The 16,069-nt window shown below is 70.8% G+C and carries 17 protein-coding genes; 5 read left to right on the top strand and 12 right to left on the bottom strand.

Annotated features, from left to right (window positions below):
• Nucleotides 1–150 precede the first annotated feature (150 nt).
• From MFF04_RS01170 to der, 3 genes are all read left to right on the top strand, one after another.
• Nucleotides 151–756 carry an NnrU family protein gene (locus MFF04_RS01170; protein WP_238273661.1) on the top strand — a complete coding sequence of 202 codons (606 nt, stop codon included), beginning with the start codon at nucleotides 151–153 and terminating at the stop codon, nucleotides 754–756.
• A gap of 126 nt (nucleotides 757–882) precedes the next feature.
• Nucleotides 883–1,590: a tetratricopeptide repeat protein gene (locus MFF04_RS01165; RefSeq protein WP_238273660.1), complete on the top strand. Its 708-nt coding sequence runs from the start codon at nucleotides 883–885 to the stop codon at nucleotides 1,588–1,590.
• Between the two features lie 44 nt (nucleotides 1,591–1,634).
• Nucleotides 1,635–2,972, top strand: coding sequence for a ribosome biogenesis GTPase Der (gene der / locus MFF04_RS01160; protein WP_238273659.1), 1,338 nt, complete (start codon nucleotides 1,635–1,637; stop codon nucleotides 2,970–2,972).
• A 3-nt stretch (nucleotides 2,973–2,975) separates the two neighbouring features.
• On the opposite strand, the gene MFF04_RS01155 is transcribed toward der, so the two are convergent.
• The 5 genes from MFF04_RS01155 to MFF04_RS01135 all read right to left on the bottom strand — a co-directional run bounded on the left by MFF04_RS01155 (nucleotide 2,976) and on the right by MFF04_RS01135 (nucleotide 7,587).
• Nucleotides 2,976–4,100: a carboxylate-amine ligase gene (locus MFF04_RS01155; RefSeq protein WP_238273658.1), complete on the bottom strand. Its 1,125-nt coding sequence runs from the start codon at nucleotides 4,098–4,100 to the stop codon at nucleotides 2,976–2,978.
• Between the two features lie 67 nt (nucleotides 4,101–4,167).
• Nucleotides 4,168–4,575 (bottom strand): dihydrofolate reductase, encoded by a 408-nt coding sequence (locus MFF04_RS01150; RefSeq protein WP_238273657.1) that lies wholly within the window; start codon nucleotides 4,573–4,575, stop codon nucleotides 4,168–4,170.
• A 10-nt stretch (nucleotides 4,576–4,585) separates the two neighbouring features.
• Nucleotides 4,586–5,338, bottom strand: coding sequence for an SDR family NAD(P)-dependent oxidoreductase (locus MFF04_RS01145; RefSeq protein ID WP_238273656.1), 753 nt, complete (start codon nucleotides 5,336–5,338; stop codon nucleotides 4,586–4,588).
• Between the two features lie 10 nt (nucleotides 5,339–5,348).
• Nucleotides 5,349–6,842: an amidophosphoribosyltransferase gene (gene purF, locus MFF04_RS01140; protein ID WP_238273655.1), complete on the bottom strand. Its 1,494-nt coding sequence runs from the start codon at nucleotides 6,840–6,842 to the stop codon at nucleotides 5,349–5,351.
• Between the two features lie 130 nt (nucleotides 6,843–6,972).
• Nucleotides 6,973–7,587: a CvpA family protein gene (locus MFF04_RS01135; protein WP_238273654.1), complete on the bottom strand. Its 615-nt coding sequence runs from the start codon at nucleotides 7,585–7,587 to the stop codon at nucleotides 6,973–6,975.
• Nucleotides 7,588–7,832: 245 nt separating this feature from the next.
• Between MFF04_RS01135 and MFF04_RS01130 the strand changes: the two genes are divergently transcribed.
• Both MFF04_RS01130 and MFF04_RS01125 read left to right on the top strand, forming a co-directional pair.
• Nucleotides 7,833–8,462: a hypothetical protein gene (locus tag MFF04_RS01130; RefSeq protein WP_238273653.1), complete on the top strand. Its 630-nt coding sequence runs from the start codon at nucleotides 7,833–7,835 to the stop codon at nucleotides 8,460–8,462.
• A gap of 234 nt (nucleotides 8,463–8,696) precedes the next feature.
• The gene (locus MFF04_RS01125; protein ID WP_238273652.1) at nucleotides 8,697–8,963 is read left to right on the top strand and encodes a hypothetical protein; all 267 of its coding nucleotides are present in this window, start codon (nucleotides 8,697–8,699) and stop codon (nucleotides 8,961–8,963) included.
• A gap of 7 nt (nucleotides 8,964–8,970) precedes the next feature.
• Here the strand turns inward: MFF04_RS01125 and radA are convergent, their stop codons facing one another.
• The 7 genes from radA to rpsF form a co-directional block, all read right to left on the bottom strand.
• Nucleotides 8,971–10,413 carry a DNA repair protein RadA gene (gene radA, locus MFF04_RS01120; RefSeq protein WP_238273651.1) on the bottom strand — a complete coding sequence of 481 codons (1,443 nt, stop codon included), beginning with the start codon at nucleotides 10,411–10,413 and terminating at the stop codon, nucleotides 8,971–8,973.
• Nucleotides 10,414–10,452: 39 nt separating this feature from the next.
• Nucleotides 10,453–11,550 carry an alanine racemase gene (gene alr, locus MFF04_RS01115; RefSeq protein ID WP_238273650.1) on the bottom strand — a complete coding sequence of 366 codons (1,098 nt, stop codon included), beginning with the start codon at nucleotides 11,548–11,550 and terminating at the stop codon, nucleotides 10,453–10,455.
• A gap of 4 nt (nucleotides 11,551–11,554) precedes the next feature.
• The gene (locus MFF04_RS01110) at nucleotides 11,555–13,042 is read right to left on the bottom strand and encodes a replicative DNA helicase (protein ID WP_238273649.1); all 1,488 of its coding nucleotides are present in this window, start codon (nucleotides 13,040–13,042) and stop codon (nucleotides 11,555–11,557) included.
• A gap of 266 nt (nucleotides 13,043–13,308) precedes the next feature.
• The gene (gene rplI / locus MFF04_RS01105; RefSeq protein WP_238273648.1) at nucleotides 13,309–13,878 is read right to left on the bottom strand and encodes a 50S ribosomal protein L9; all 570 of its coding nucleotides are present in this window, start codon (nucleotides 13,876–13,878) and stop codon (nucleotides 13,309–13,311) included.
• Nucleotides 13,879–13,935: 57 nt separating this feature from the next.
• Nucleotides 13,936–14,949: a DUF2232 domain-containing protein gene (locus MFF04_RS01100; RefSeq protein ID WP_238273647.1), complete on the bottom strand. Its 1,014-nt coding sequence runs from the start codon at nucleotides 14,947–14,949 to the stop codon at nucleotides 13,936–13,938.
• A 109-nt stretch (nucleotides 14,950–15,058) separates the two neighbouring features.
• Nucleotides 15,059–15,310 carry a 30S ribosomal protein S18 gene (gene rpsR, locus MFF04_RS01095; RefSeq protein WP_238273646.1) on the bottom strand — a complete coding sequence of 84 codons (252 nt, stop codon included), beginning with the start codon at nucleotides 15,308–15,310 and terminating at the stop codon, nucleotides 15,059–15,061.
• A gap of 3 nt (nucleotides 15,311–15,313) precedes the next feature.
• Nucleotides 15,314–15,787 carry a 30S ribosomal protein S6 gene (rpsF, locus tag MFF04_RS01090; RefSeq protein WP_238273645.1) on the bottom strand — a complete coding sequence of 158 codons (474 nt, stop codon included), beginning with the start codon at nucleotides 15,785–15,787 and terminating at the stop codon, nucleotides 15,314–15,316.
• Nucleotides 15,788–16,069: the final 282 nt, after the last annotated feature.

Below are 16,069 nucleotides of genomic sequence, written 5' to 3'. Positions count from 1 at the left end.
GCCCTGATAGAGCCGTCCCGACCCGTCTGCCAAGCCGTCGAGACGATCCTCGCGCATCCGTGTGGTCGCCTGGACAGGGTCGGCGATCCTGTTCAGAACGATTACAGGATGGCCGCCCTCCGCGGTGCAGCGACAACCGATGGCGCCTCGATGCTGATCCTGATTCTCGGACTGTTGCTGTTTCTCGGCACGCACGCCTTCTCGATGGCGCGGGGGCCCCGCGCGCAGCTCGTCGCGCGGCTGGGGGAGGGTGGCTACAAGATCGGCTACTCGGTGCTCTCGGCCATCGGCCTGGTGCTGGCCGTGGTCGGCTTCCAGTCCTACCGCTCCGCCGGGCTGATCCCGGTCTGGGACCCGCCGGTCTTCACCCGGCACCTCGCCCTGCTGCTGATGCTGTTCGCCTTCATTTCGCTCGCGGCGACCTATCTGCCCGGCCACATCCGGGCGCGGCTGAAGCACCCGATGCTGCTGGCCGTGAAGATCTGGGCGACGGCCCATCTCCTCGCCAACGGCGATCTGGGCTCGATGCTGCTGTTCGGCGGCTTCCTCGCCTGGGCGGTCGCCGCGCGCATCAGCGCCAAGCGCCGGGCGCTCTCCGCCGGGCAGGTCGCCGCGAGCCATGGCGGGCAGGCGGCGCCGGCGGGCTGGCGCAACGACGCGCTGGCGGTCGCGATCGGAGTCGCGGTCTGGTTCGCGTTCGCGCGCGAGCTCCACGCGGTGCTGATCGGCGTGCAGGTCTGGCCGGGCGCCGCCTGACGGTCTTCCCGAGGGCGAAGGACAAACCCTCTGTCGCCATTCCCGCGGGGCTGTGCTAGGCGCGGGCCCTTCCTGGCAAGGCCGGCGGCGCGCGCGTCTCGTGGCGCGCCCGGCCCCGAGGGTGCGATGGCCGAAAACAACGAGTTCTTCCGCGAGGTCAACGAGGACTACCGCCGCGACCAGATCGCCAAGGTCTGGGCCCGCTACGGCGGCGTGATCCTCGCCGTGGCGGTGCTGATCGTGGCCGGGGTCGGCGGCTGGCGCTACTGGCAGGCGCGGGAGCGGACCGCCTCCGAGGCGGCCTCCGAGCAGTACGACAAGGCCAACCGCCTCGCCCGCGACGGCAGCGTCGCGGAGGCCGACAAGATCTTCGACACCCTGGAGGGCGACGGCCCCTCCGGCTACCGCCTTCTCTCCCGCTTCCGTTCCGCGGCCGAGGCCGGCAAGCGCGACCCGGCCGCAGGGGCCGCCGAGTTCGACGGGCTGGCAGGTGATTCCAAGGTCCCGGACGGCCTGCGCGATCTCGCCCGCCTGCGGGCCGCGCTGCTGCGCCTCGACGCCGCCGATCCGGCCCCGGCCCTCGCGAGCCTCCAGGGGCTGGCTGCGACGAGCCCCTACCGCTACACCGCCCGCGAGATGCTTGGCCTCGCCGCGCTCAGGCGCGGGCAGTACGAGGAGGCCGGCCGCTGGTTCGAGCAGCTCGTCACCGATCCGGAGACGCCGCCGAACCTGCGCCAGCGCATCGAGGTCTACACGGCGCTCGTCGCCGGCGGTCCCGTCACCGAGACGGCGGCCCAGAACGAGGCCGCCGCCCCCCCGCCCATCACCCGCTGAACGCCTCCCGCGCCTGTGCGGGACCAGAACCGGACGTTGAACCCATGGACCTGCCGACCGTCGCGATCGTCGGACGGCCGAATGTCGGCAAGTCGACCCTCTTCAACCGCCTCGTCGGCAAGAAGCTCGCCCTCGTGGACGACCGCCCCGGCGTGACCCGCGACCGCCGCGAGGGCGATGTCGGCTTCGGCGGCCTCGCTTTCCGCATCATCGACACCGCCGGTCTCGAGGAGGCGGATTCCGAGAGCCTGCTCGGGCGGATGCGCCTGCAGACCGAGGCGGCGATCCTCGAGGCGGACGTGGTGCTGTTCGTCATCGACGCCCGCGTCGGCGTGCTGCCCGCCGACCGGCCCTTCGCGGAAATGGTGCGCCGGGCCGGCTGCCCGGTGATCCTCATCGCCAACAAGGCCGAGGGCGGGGCCGGGATGGCCGGCGCCTACGAAGCCTTCTCGCTCGGCCTCGGCGACCCGATCCCGTTCTCCGCCGAGCACGGCGAGGGTCTCGGCGAGCTGCACTCGGCTCTGCAAGAGGCGCTCCCCGAAGCGGACGAGGACGCGGACGGCGAAGGCGCCGACAAGGCGCTCAAGGTCGCCATCGTCGGGCGCCCCAACGCCGGCAAGTCGACGCTCATCAACCGGATGATCGGGCAGGACCGGCTCCTCGTCGGCCCCGAGGCCGGCATCACCCGCGACTCGATCTCGCTGGACTGGGAGTGGCGGGGGCGGCGCATCCGCCTCCACGACACGGCCGGCATGCGTCGGCGCGCCCGCATCGACGACAAGCTGGAGAAGCTCGCGGTCTCCGACGGCTTGCGGGCGGTGCGCTTCGCCGAGGTCGTCGTGGTGCTCCTCGACGCGACGATCCCCTTCGAGAAGCAGGACCTGACGATCATCGACCTCGTCGAGAGCGAGGGCCGCGCCGTGGTGATCGGCCTCAACAAATGGGACCTCGTCGCCGACCAGCCGGGCCTGCTCAAGGAGCTGCGCGAGGACTGCACGCGGCTGCTGCCGCAGGTCCGGGGCGTCGCCGTGGTGCCGCTCTCGGGGCTGGCCGGCGAGGGCATCGACAAGCTGATGCAGGCGGTGGTCGCGGCCTCCGAGGTCTGGAGCCGGCGCGTCTCGACCTCGCGGATCAACGACTGGCTGAGCGACGCGCTCTCCCGCAACCCACCCCCCGCGGTCGCGGGCCGGCGCATCAAGATCCGCTACGCCACGCAGGTGAAGACACGGCCGCCGCATTTCGCGCTGTTCGGCAACCAGCTCAACGCCCTGCCGAAATCCTACACGCGCTACCTCGTCAACGCGCTGCGCGAGAGCTTCGACCTCCCCGGCACGCCGATCCGGCTGTCGCTGAGGACGAGCGAAAACCCGTTCGACAAGTAGCGCTCAGGCGGCGCTCGTCTCGGCGAGCCAGTCCACCACGGCGTCGAGGGCCTGGCGGTTGCTGTTGCCGTCCGTCTCGCGGAACTTCTCGTAGATGCCGATCTGCCGGTCGGCGCTAGTGCCGTCGCTCAGGATCGTCCGCGCTCGCTCGACCTCCGCCGTGCAGCCGAGCGCGTCTGCGTCCTCGGCGACGAGGGCCAGCAGCCGCTCCAGGCTCTCGGCGAACGGATGGGCCTCCTCGTCGCGCTCCTCGATCATCTCGGCGTCGATGCCGCTGCGCTGCGCCCGCCAGAGGTTCTCCTCGGCGAGCGCCCGCGAGGCGTCGTCGAGCCCGGCATTGAGGTCCGGCCGGCGCACCGCGAGGCGCACGAGACTGCGGAACAGGGCGGCGATGGTCAGCGCGTCCTCGAGCCGGGTGCAGGAATCGGCGATGCGCAGCTCCAGCGTCGGGAACTTGATCGAGGGCCGCAGCGACCACCACAGGAAGCTCGCGTCCTGGATCGAGCCGGCCCGGGTCATGATCCGCACGTAGCGCGCGTAGGCCTCGGCATTGCGGAAGAGTGGCGGCAGGCCGGTGCGGGGCAGCTCCCCGAAGGCGCTGAGGCGGTAGGCGGTGAGCCCCGTGGGCTTGCCCTGCCAGAAGGGCGAGGAGGCCGAGAGCGCGAAGAGCAGCGGCTGGAACGGCAGCAGCCGGTTCATCAGGTCGACGCGGGCCTCCGGGTCCGGCACCTCGACATGGACGTGCATCCCGCAGATCAGGCTGCGCCGGCCGGCGAGCCCGACATCCTTGAGGATGCCGCGATAGCGGTCGCCCTTGGTCGGAAGCTGACGCGCCCAGTCGGCGACGGGGTGGGTGCCGGCGGCGAAGACGAGGAGGCCGTGGGCGCGCCCGAGATCGGCCAGCGCCCGGCGCTGGCGGCCGAGCACGTCCCGGGCCTGCGCGAACGCCGTCACCGGCGGCGTGCAGACCTCGACCTGGCACTGGAGCAGCTCGCGGCCGATCTCCGGCAGCGTCTCGGCGGCCTCGACATGGAACGGCTTCACCGAGCGCCGCGGGGTGCCGCGGGTCTCGGCATCGGCCAGGAAGTACTCCTCCTCGATGCCGAAGCGGTAGGGCGCGGAACTCATCGGGGCACTCGGGCTGTCAGGGCAGGTGCCCGTCAACTCGCAACGGCTCCGCTCGTTGCCCGGAGCGTCAGCTTCGCAGCGGGCCGCCCACCAGCCAGGCCGGGTCGAACCAGCGGTCCGCCTCGCCGTCGTAGGGAAGCCGCGTGATGTCCCAGTGCTGGATGAAGGGCGCGTAGACGTTCCAGACGGCGATGCCGCCGCCGACGAAGATGCGCCGGCCGGGGTAGCGGGCGAGCACCGCCTTCGGGTCCTCGTGGGAGCGGATCACGTCGATGGTGCGGTCCCTGAAGGCGAACTCCGGCACCGACGCCACGGTCTTCGGGCCGGCGATGAGCACGTGGCCCATGGTCAGCGCGAAGAAGCGCGTCACGTCCTCGACGAAGAGCGGGTCGGTGTTGCCCTCCCAGGGGAGCTGGCCGTTGAGCCCGAGCTGTCCCCGCTGGCCGATGGCGCAGATGCAGCGAACGTCGATCATCGCGCGGCTTTCAGGCGGGGGGCTGGAAGGCGAGCACCCGGTCGCTCGGGAAGTCGTAGAGCTTGCCGGTCTCGGTCCAGCCGGGGCTGGCGAGGCGCACGAAATGGGGTGCGAGGTCCTCGGGCGTGCGCAGGGTCTGCGGGTCTTCTCCGGGCATCGCCTGGTGGCGCATGGCGGTGCGCAGCGGCCCCGGATTGAGAAGCATGGCGCGGATCGCGGTGGTCTCGGTCTCGGCGGCGTAGGTGCGCACCAGCGCATCGAGCGCCGCCTTCGACACCGCGTAGGGTCCCCAGTAGGCACGGGCCTTGTGGGCGGCGCCGGAGGTGACGAACACGGCCCGGCCCGCATCGGATCGGCGCAGCAGCGGATCGAGGGAGCGGATCAGCCGCCAGTTGGCGGTGACGTTCACGTCCATCACCTGCGCCCAGGTCTTCGGCGGCAGGTGCCCGAGCGGCGTCAGGGCGCCGAGGATGCCGGCATTGCCGACGAGCACGTCGAGGCGACCCCAGCGCTCGTTGATCGCCGCGCCCAGCCGGTCGATGGCGTCGGAGTCGGTGATGTCGAAGGGCGCGAGCGTCGCGGTCGAGCCGGCCGCCCCCACGGCGTCGTCGAGCTCCTCCAGCGCGCCCTGCGTGCGGGCCACGGCGACGATATGCGCGCCGGCCCCCGCCAGCGCCAGAGCGGCCGCCCGGCCGATGCCCCGCGAGGCGCCGGTGACGACGGCGATCCGCCCCGCGAGGGGTCTTTCAGCGGCAGCGGTCATGGGGAGCATCTCAGTCGGCTTCAGCGAGGAGAGCGAGGCGGCGGGGCCCTGCGATCGCCAGATCCGTCAGGCCGGTCGGATAGTCGCCGGTGAAGCAGTGGTCGGTGTATTGCGGGCAAGCGTCGTCCCGTCGCTCCTCGCCCATCGCCCGGTAAAGGCCGGGGATCGAGAGGAAGGCGAGCGAATCGGCGCCGATATACTCGCGCATGCCCTCCAGCGAGTGGGTGGCGGCGAGCAGCTTCTCCCGCTCCGGCGTGTCGATGCCGTAGAAGTCGGGATAGGTGATCGGCGGCGAGGCGATCCGGAAATGCACCTCGCGTGCGCCGGCCTCGCGCATCATCCGCACGATCTTCACCGAGGTGGTGCCGCGCACCAGGCTGTCGTCGACGAGCACGATGCGCTTGCCCTCGACGGCGGCGCGGTTGGCCGAGTGCTTCATGCGCACGCCGAGCTCGCGCACGGACTGCGTCGGCTGGATGAAGGTGCGTCCGACATAGTGGTTGCGGATGATGCCCATCTCGAAGGGCACCCCCGTCTCCTGCGCGAAGCCCAGCGCCGCCGGCACGCCGGAATCGGGCACCGGCACGACGATGTCGGCGTCCACGCCGGCCTCGCGGGCGAGCTCGACGCCGATGTTCTTGCGCACCGCGTAGACGCTCTTGCCGTTCACGACGGAGTCGGGGCGGGCGAAGTAGATGTACTCGAAGATGCAGGGGCGGAGCGGCCGCTTCTCCGCGAAGCGGATCGACTCGATCCCCTCGTCCGAGATCACCACGATCTCGCCGTTCTCGATGTCGCGCACGAAGCGGGCGCCGATGATGTCGAGGGCGCAGGTTTCCGAGGCGAGGATGTAGCGCCCGTCGAGTTCGCCCAGCACCAGGGGGCGGATGCCCTGCGGGTCGCGGGCGCCGATGAGCTTCTTGTTGGTGAGCGCGACCAGCGCGTAGGCGCCCTCGATGCGCTGGAGCGCGTCGATGAAGCGCTCGATGATCCGGGGCTTCCGGCTGCGGGCGGCCAGATGCAGGATCACCTCGGTGTCGGAGGTGGACTGGGTGATGGCGCCGTCGCGCACCAGCTCCCGGCGGATCGAGAGGGCGTTGGTGAGGTTGCCGTTATGGGCCACCGCGAGGCCGCCGCCGGCCAGCTCCGCGAAGAGCGGCTGCACGTTGCGCAGGATGGTGCCGCCGGTGGTCGAGTAGCGCACGTGGCCGATGGCGGCCTGGCCCTTCAGGCGCTCGATGGTGCCGCGATCCGAGAAGGAATCGCCGACGAGGCCGGGGCGGCGCTCGGAGTGGAAGACCTCCCCGTCGAAGGAGACGATGCCCGCCGCCTCCTGGCCGCGGTGCTGGAGGGCGTGGAGGCCGAGCGCCACCACCGCCGAGGCGTCCGGATGTCCGAAGATGCCGAAGACGCCGCACTCCTCGCGCAGGGTGTCCCCGTCGAGGTCGTCGCCTGCGGCGTCGGGGCCGTGCGTCGCGGAGGCATGCACGGAGGCGGCGCTCATCGCCCTTGTCGCGGCCATGATCGGTGCGGATTCCTGGTTGCCCCGGGGCGGGACCGGGTTCTTTAGAAGCCGTCTATGTAGGCGATCCGCGTCCCCGGCCCAAGCGGTTCCGGGCCGCGGCGCGGGCATGTCAGCGTCGCGAGGCGGGCGTAGCTGCCGGCGCGTCGCTACGGCGCTGGGGCGGCGTGTCGGTCTCGGCCGGGGCCTCGACGGGCTCGCTCGGCGCCGTCTCGCCCTTCGGCTTCTTGAACTGCTTGAGGAAGCCTTCCGGGTTCTCGGGCAGCTGCGCCACAAGGGCGTCGCCGGACTTCTCCAGCATCGGCCGGCTCTTCGCCTGCGCGGCCCATTCCGGCATCTTGCCCTGCACCAGCCAGGACAGGAACACCCAGCCGATCACGCAGATCAGGAAGCCGCGCGCCGCCCCGAACAGGAAGCCCAGCGAGCGGTCGACGGCGCCGATGCGAGAGTCGAGCACCACGTCGGAGATCTTCACGGTGACGATCGAGACGACGATCAGCGTGACGAGGAAGATCGCCGCGATCGAGGCGACGAGGGCCACGGTGTCGCTGGTGACGTGCTGCTTCACGGTCGGCAGCAGCATCGGATGCAGCGTCCAGGCCACCGCCGCGGCGGCGACCCAGGCGACGATCGCCAGGACCTCGCGGGTCACGCCGCGCACGGCCGCCAGCAGGGCGGAGATCACGACGATGCCGAGCACGGCGAGATCGAGGATGGAGAACGGCATCGCGATCGGTCAGGGCACCTGGGGGAGGGCAGCGGCCATCACAGGGCTTCCACGGGCTCCCCGGACAGAGGCCGCCTTATACTCCGGCCAACCTCGGCCGTCACCCTGGCGATCACGTGGAGAGCGCCTCGGCTTGAACTGAGATCGAGAGAGCCGCAATAGATGGACGATGGCACCCGAGGACAAGCGCCTCGAGGAGCGGGCACGGCGAAACGCCCGTGCCTTACGGCGGAAGACAGCGAACGATGCAAGCTCTGCTTCGAGCAACTTTGATCGCCGCAAGCCTCACATTACCGGCTGCACGCGATGCCTTCGCGCAAACGAGCGAAATTCCGCCCGCGAGCGTGATCGACCTTGAGGCAGCCACCGGTCGCTTCGTGCGACTTTTCGATGAGACCTGCATTCAGCACCGGCGTTCGCTTGAGCAGCTTCGAGTCCACGCAGCCAGCGGCAGCTGGCGCGAGATGCCGGGACCGTTTCCTTCCCGAAGCGATGAAGAAAAGAGCACGACGCTGATCGCCTGGGGTCTTTGGCTTGGCGGCGTCCCTTATCAGGTGGCACTGATCCATTTCGATGACACGGCGCCTGCACTCACATGTGTTGTGATGTCGAGTGCCGTAGACAAGTCATCGCTTCCAGATCGCATGCTCGAGCTTCCCAGGCTGACGGTTCAAAAGCGGCTCAAGCTCGGCGAAAGCAACGTCACATTGTTCGATACCGATGGGGAGCGCGATCTGAGAATAGCTTGTTTTACTGCTATCCCTGTTCCGTTGTTGATTGGACAGTGCGGCCTCGTCATCGTGTCGGACGATGCAGCCGGGCTCTCAGGCCGGCATAGACGATACTCCGACGGTTCCCGTGCTCGGGGCAGTTGAGCGCGTCCCGGCAAAACTGCCTCCCGCCCCTTGGCGCCACGTTGGGTAAAGCCAGCACGCAATCAACGATCAGAATTCAAGACGGGCTGCAGCCGACTTGAGCTAGGCGATCGGCGAGCCGGCATCCTCACGCGTCACTGATATCTTTGCGGTTCGCCCCGCATGGCATCCGAATGTCGAAAGGCCGAGATTCCCGACACGGCCGCTCGACGCGCCGCGGAACCCGGACCAACCATGCCTCTCCTCGTCAAACCTGAAACGCTGCGGCGGACCGCCGATCCGGCCGCGGAGACCGATCCCGTCCCCCGACGAGGGGAGGGGCCGAGCTTCCTCGTCGGCCGTAGCGCGCAGGGCGCGTGGCTCGCCGTCGAGATCCACGGGCTCGGCGCCGGCATCTTCCGCACCCGCTCCGACGCCGTCGCCTACGCCGCCGCCGAGACCGGGTGCCGGCGGGAGGCGGTGCCCGTCAGCGAGGCGCCCCTCGTCCTGCGCCTCCGGTGAGCACCACTCAGGCGTCCTCCTCCTCGTAGCGCACGCCGCGGTGGGGCCCGCGGCCCGGCGCGCTGCGGCGTGGCCCGTTCGCGGCGATGCCGGCGACGAGTTCGCCGATGTGCCGGAGCGACTCGGCCGAGAGCCCGCGCTCGGCCTCCTCGCCGCGCCCCTGCGGCATCAGGGCCCGGGCGAAGCCGAGCTTCTTCGCCTCCTTCAGCCGTGCCGGCGCCTGGGAAACCGGGCGGATGGCCCCCGAGAGCCCGATCTCGCCGAAGTAGACGCTCTCGGGCGGCAGCGCTGCGCCTGAGAGCGAGGAGACGAGGGCGGCCGCCACCGCGAGGTCGGCGGCGGGCTCGGAGACCCGAAGCCCGCCCGCGATGGTCAGGTAGACGTCGTGGGTCCCGAGCCTCACGCCGCCATGGGCTTCCAGCACCGCGAGCACCATGCCGAGACGGTTCGGGTCCCAGCCGACCACGGCGCGGCGCGGCATGCCGAGAGAGGAGGGCGCGACCAGCGCCTGGATCTCCACAAGCAGCGGGCGCGTGCCCTCCATGCCGGCGAAGACCGCGGTGCCGGGCGCCGCGTGGTCGCGCCCGGCGAGGAACAGGGCGGAGGGGTTCGGCACCTCGGCGAGCCCCGAGCCCGTCATCTCGAAGACGCCGATCTCGTCGGTGGGGCCGAAGCGGTTCTTCATCGCCCGCAGGATGCGGAAATGGTGGCCCTGGTCACCCTCGAAGGAGGCGACCGCGTCGACCATGTGCTCGACCACGCGGGGACCGGCGATCTGCCCGTCCTTGGTGACGTGGCCGACGAGGATCACCGCCGTGCCCGTGGTCTTGGCGAAGCGGATGAGCGCCTGGGCGGAGCCGCGCACCTGGGTGACGGTGCCCGGCGCCGATTCTACGGTCTCGGTCCACATGGTCTGGATCGAGTCGATGACGACGAGGGCCGGCGGGCGCCCCTGCGAGAGCGTCTCGACGATGTCCTCGACGTTGGTCTCGGCGGCGAGCTCCACCGCCCGGTCGGCGAGGCCGAGGCGCTCGGCCCTGAGCCGCACCTGTCCCACCGCCTCCTCGCCGGAGATGTAGGCGACGCGCTCGCCCTGGAAGGCCAGCGCCGCGCAGGCCTGCATCAGCAGCGTCGATTTGCCGATGCCGGGGTCGCCGCCGATCAGCAGCACCGAGCCGCGCACGAAGCCGCCCCCGGTGACGCGATCGAGCTCGGCGATGCCGCAGGGCACGCGGGGCGCCTCGCGGGCCTCGCCGGTCAGCCCCTCCAGAGGGAAGACCCGGCCGCGGGCGCGGGAGGGCCGCGTCGCGGCGGGGCCCGTCTGCGAGCCGGCGGAGACCGCCTCCTCGACGATCGTGTTCCAGCCGTTGCAGGCCTCGCAGCGCCCGCGCCAGCGGTTGTAGACCGCCCCGCAGGACTGGCAGACGAAGGTCTGTTGGATCTTGGCCATGGGGCGGATTCGGAGAAGGGTTCGCTCGGGGTCGCGGGCCTACTCTACATAGGCGCGAACATAGCGAGAACCCAGGCCGGTCAGAATCTCGTAGCCGATGGTGCCGGCCGCGCGCCCGACCGTGTCCACGTCGAGGCTGTCGCCGATCAGCGTGGCGAGCGCCCCCCGGCGGGCGCCCGGCGCCTCGGTCACGTCGAGGATCACGAGGTCCATGGAGATGCGCCCGACGATCGGGCAGGCCACGCCCGCAACGAGCGCCCGGCCCTGCGCGCCGCCGGCGCGGGGGTAGCCGTCCGCGTAGCCGAGCGAGAGCGTCGCGAGATGCCGGCGCGAGCGTGCCGTCCAGGTGCCGTTGTAGCCGGCGCGCTCCCCGGCCTCGACGGAGCGGGTCTGGAGGATCGGGCTCTCCAGGCGCACCACCGGCCGCATCGGATTGGGGCGGTGCGGCACCGGGTTGCCGCCGAATAGGGCGTAGCCAGGCCGCAGCAGGTCGTGATGGGCGGCCGCGCCGAGGAAGATGCCCGAGGAGTTGGCCAGCGAGCCGGGAAGGCCGGGCAGCGCCGCGCGGACGCGGGCGAAGGCCTCGATCTGCCGGGCGTTCACCGCGTCGTCCGGAACTTCCGCGCCGACGAGATGGCTCATCAGGAGGTCGATCCCGGCCCGTGCCGGCAGGTCCGAGCCCGGCAGGGCGACCGCCTCCTCCATGCGCAGTCCGAGGCGGTTCATGCCGGTGTCGACATGGAGCGCGGCGGGCAGGCGGCCCTCGGAGAGGTCGGCCCACTCCGCCAGCTCCTCGACGGCGTTCAGCACCGGCCGCAGCCGGGCCTGCGCGAGGACGCGACCGCCGCCCGGAGGCAGTCCGTTGAGCACGTAGATCGCGGCCTCCGGCAGCACCTGCCGCGCGGCGAGTGCCTCTTCCAGATGGGCGACGAAGAATGTCCGGCAGCCCTCCCGCCAGAGCCGGCCGGCGACCGCGCCGAGGCCGCAGCCGTAGGCGTCGGCCTTGACTACGGCGGCGCAGGGCGTGCCGGGCGCCTGCGCGCCGAGGCGGCGCCAATTCTCCGCGACCGCGCCGAGGTCGATGGTGAGCCGCGCCCCGTGGCGCGGGTCCGCGCCGGTCTCTGCGGCTTCGGGCATCGGCTCAGATCCGCGCCGGCAGGCGGTCGTCGGCGGCGAGGTTCGAGAAGCGGGTGATGTTGGCGTCGAACTGCAGCTCCACCGTGCCGGTCGGGCCGTGGCGCTGCTTGCCGATGATCACCTCGGCCTTGCCGTGGACGCGCTGCATCTCCGCCTCCCAGGCGAAGAACTCCTCGGTGCCCTCGCGGGGCTTCTTGTTGCCGACGTAGTACTCCTCGCGGAACACGAACATCACCACGTCCGCGTCCTGCTCGATCGAGCCGGATTCGCGCAGGTCCGCGAGCTGCGGGCGCTTGTCGTCGCGGGCCTCGACCTGGCGGGAGAGCTGCGAGAGGGCGATGATCGGCACGGCGAGCTCCTTGGCGAGCGCCTTCATGCCGGTGGTGATCTCGGTCATCTCCTGAACGCGGTTGTCGCTGCGCCGTCCGGAGCCGGAGAGGAGCTGAAGGTAGTCCACCACGAGCACGTCGAGCCCCTTCTGGCGCTTCAGGCGCCGCGCCCGGGCGGCGAGCTGCGCGATGGAGATGCCGCCCGTCTGGTCGATGAAGAACGGAATCGTCTGCATGTCGCGTGCCGCGTCGGTGATCTTGTAGAAATCCTCCGGCCGGATGTCGCCGCGGCGGATCTTGTAGGAGGGCACGCCGGACTGCTCGGCGATGATGCGGGTGGCGAGCTGCTCGGCGGACATCTCCAGCGAGAAGAAGCCGACGATGCCGCCGTTCTTGGTCTCGATGGCGCCGTCGGCCCGCTTCTCGCCCCGGTAGCTCTTGGCGATGTTGAAGGCGATGTTGGTGGCGAGCGAGGTCTTGCCCATGGCCGGGCGGCCGGCGAGGATGATCAGGTCCGAGGATTGGAGCCCACCCATCTTGGCGTCGAGGTCGGTGAGCCCCGTGGCGATGCCGGAGAGCTTGCCGTCCCGCTGGTAGGCCTTGGCGGCCATGTCGACGGCCGCGGTCAGCGCGTCGGAGAACTTCTGGAAGCCGCCATCGTACTTGCCCGACTCGGCGAGCTCGTAGAGGCGCCGTTCGGTCTCCTCGATCTGGTCGCGGGGCGCGGCCTCGACGGGCGCCTCGTAGGCGCCGTTCACGAGGTCCTCGCCGATGGTGATGAGCCGGCGCCGGATGGCAAGGTCGTAGATGGTGCGGCCGTACTCGCCGGCGTTGATGACGGTGGTCGCGTCGGCGGCGAGCCGCGCGAGGTACTGCATCACCGTCTGGCCGCCGAAATCGGCGTCGCCGAGATAGGTCTTCAGCGTGATCGGCGTCGCGAGCTTGCCCTGCTTGATGAGCGTGCTCGCCACCTGGAAGATCTGCTGGTGGGCGGCTTCCATGAAGTGCTCGGGGAGCAGGAAGTCGGATACCCGGTAGTAGGCGTCGTTGTTGACGAGGATGGCGCCGATCAGCGCCTGCTCGGCGTCGATGTTGTGGGGCGCGACGCGGTACTCGGGCTGCACCTGATCGAGCTTGGCGGTGATCGCGTTCGGCAGGGCCATCGGCTGTGTCGCTCCGGCTCGCGCGGCGGGCACCGCGTGGGAATTCCTGTAGGGGCCGACCATGGCGGCGGCGTGGTTAACCGCCGCTCACGAAGTCTCTGCCTGCGGCGTCCGGTCACCGGAAACAATGCCCGGAGACACGAACGCCCGCTCCACCGCAATCGGGGGGCGGGCGTCCATGCTGGAACAAAAAGCGAACTAGTCAACTGCCGTCCCGATTCCTCCCCGCTGTCCACGGCGGGGAGAAATCTGGGGACGGGCCGCGATCAGGCCCGGTCGTCGCCCTCGCCGGCCTCGGCCAGCGCCTGACCGACCTCGAGGCCGAGATCGTCGAGGTTGAACTGCTCGCGCTCGGTCACGGACTCGCCGCGGGCCTGGCGCTCGGCCTCCTCGGGGGAGCGGGCGACGTTGACGGTCACCTTCACCTCGACCTCGGGGTGGAGGGTGACGGGCACGGTGTGGAGGCCGAGCGTCTTGATCGGCTGGTTGAGCACGAACTGGCCGCGCTCGACGCTGAAGCCCTCCTTGCTCACCACCTCGGCGAGGTCGCGGGTCGAGACCGAGCCGTAGAGCACGCCGGTCTCGCCGGACTGGCGGATGAGGATGAAGCTCTGGCCGTCGAGCTTCTCGGCCACGCCCTCGGCGTCCTTCTTGCGGTCGAGGTTGCGGGCCTCGAGCTGGGCGCGCTGGGCCTCGAAGTGCTTCTTGTTGCCCTCGGTGGCGCGCAGCGCCTTGCCGCGGGGCAGGAGGAAGTTGCGGGCGAAGCCCGGGCGGACGTTCACGGTCTCGCCCATCTGGCCGAGCTTGGCCACGCGCTCGAGGAGGATCACTTCCATGGTCTTGTCCTTTCGTCGTCGGGGTGCCGTCTCGGGCGGCCCCTGGTCTGGTGTGGGTCAGGAGCGGCCGGGCTCGCCCTGGGGGCGGCGACGGTCGAGCACGGTGTCGGCGATGCCGAACAGGGTCAGCGCGAACAGGGCGATGCCCTGGGTCACGAAGAGGATGAGGTAGAGGCCGAAGAGCAGCGCCCCGCGTCCCGGACGGCCGCGGCTGCGGTCGTGGAAGGCCGCGAGCCCCTGGAGCGCGAAGGCCGCGGTGAGGGAGCCGCCGAGCGCCATGCCGAGGACGCCCGCGTAGCCCGGTACGAAGGCGAGGACCACGGCGAGGCCGAGGAGCGCGACGACCGCCCGGGGCATCCGCGTCGAGGGGATGTCGGGCCAGGGGCGCGGCAGGCGGCCGGAGATCTTCACGATCCGCGCCGCCGCCCAGAGGTAGAAGGTCAGTAGCAGGGCGAGCCCCTGCGTGGCCAGCGCCGGCGCGATCCGGGCGAGGGCGTCGGCGACCTCGGCCTGGGTGACTTCCTTCGGGTCGGCCTGAGAGGGCTCGGGCGCGGCGGCGTCGTCCCTGGCGCCCTCCTCGGCCTTGCCGGCCGGCGGCGCCTGGCGGCGCGGGCCGTCGGTCTGGATCCGCACGATCGAGGCGCTCATCTCGCGGATCTGGCGGGCGAAGGTGTCGTAGCTCGGGGCGGCCACGACCGCGATGGCGACGAAGGCCAGCGCCGCGCTTCCAGCAATCCAGCCGAGCAGCCGGCCGGTCGGATACCATTCGAGGCTGCCGTCCTCGCCCGGGCGGCCAAGAAGCGCCAGGTAGGCGAGCCACCAGACGGGAAGCGCGAGGTAGAGGGCGAAGCCGAGCCCGAGGAAGGGCGAGACGATCAGCGCGAGGGCGAGGCTTCCCGTCACCGCCGCGACGAGCGCCGCGCGGTGGCTCCAGCCGAGCCCGACGATGAGGATCGGCAGGGGGGCGAGCAGGTAGAGGAAGATCGCGAGCGGGGTCGCCTTCACGAGCACGCCGACCAGGAGTGCCGAGACGAGGCCCGCGCCGATACCGATGCCGAGATACTGTGTCATGCCGATCCGCTGTCCCGCCGTCCGCAGCGGACGGGGTTAGGGGCGATCCTCGCCCCAGCGAGGGCCGGCACCCGGAAAGGCGCCGGCCGAAGGTGTCGAGGGCGTGCGCCTACTTGATGACGTAGGGGAGCAGGCCGAGGAAGCGGGCACGCTTGATCGCCTGGGCGAGCTCACGCTGCTTCTTGGCGGAGACCGCCGTGATGCGCGAAGGAACGATCTTGCCGCGCTCGGAGACGTAGCGCGAGAGCAGCTTCACGTCCTTGTAGTCGATCTTCGGAGCGTTCGCGCCGGAGAACGGGCAGGTCTTGCGACGACGGAAGAACGGGCGACGGCCACCGCCGCTGGAAGCACCGAAAGCCATGGCTCAGTTCTCCCCGCCGAAGCTGCGCTCGGGGCGGTCGCCCCTGTCGCCGCGATCTCCGCCGCGATCCCCACGGTCGCCGCCGAAGCCGCCACCGCCGAAGCCCTCGTCGTCGCGACGACGGCCGCGCTCGCGATCCTTGCGGTCGTCGCGGTCGCGCTTCTGCATCATTGCCGACGGCTCGGACTCGAGCGTCTCGACGCGGATCGTCATGAAGCGCAGCACGTCCTCGGAGATCTGCATCTGGCGCTCCATCTCGGCGAGGGCCGCCGGGGGAGCCTCGATGTTGAGGAGCGTGAAATGCGCCTTGCGGTTCTTCTTGATGCGGTAGGCGAGGGACTTCACGCCCCACATCTCGATCTTCTCGACCTTGCCGCCATTCTGCTCCAGGACGCCCTTGTAGGTCTCGACCATGGTCTCGACCTGCTGGGACGTCACGTCCTGGCGCGCCAGGAATACGTGCTCGTAGAGAGGCATTCTCGGGCCTTTCGTTGTGTCACGAGGCCCGGCGACGCATGGTTTCAGCGGTCGGATCGGGCCGGCTCATCCGCGTCTGCCCGGCGCCAAGCCCTTCGAGCCGTTATCAGGCCCGAGCGGTTGATCGAAGGCGGAGACACCGGACGACGGGCGAGGCCCTGTGCCGACAAGCGGCACCGTCCGTTCAGCCCCCGGCCGGAGCGAACGCAGGGCGCGGCTGGTATCCGCTTTCCCGCGCGAAGGCAAGGTGCGGGGCGGCGCGAGAACGAACTTTCTCGGAAA

The sequence above is a fragment of the Methylobacterium jeotgali genome (assembly GCF_022179345.1).
Taxonomy (GTDB): domain Bacteria; phylum Pseudomonadota; class Alphaproteobacteria; order Rhizobiales; family Beijerinckiaceae; genus Methylobacterium; species Methylobacterium jeotgali.
This window is presented reverse-complemented; position numbering and strand designations above follow the sequence as displayed.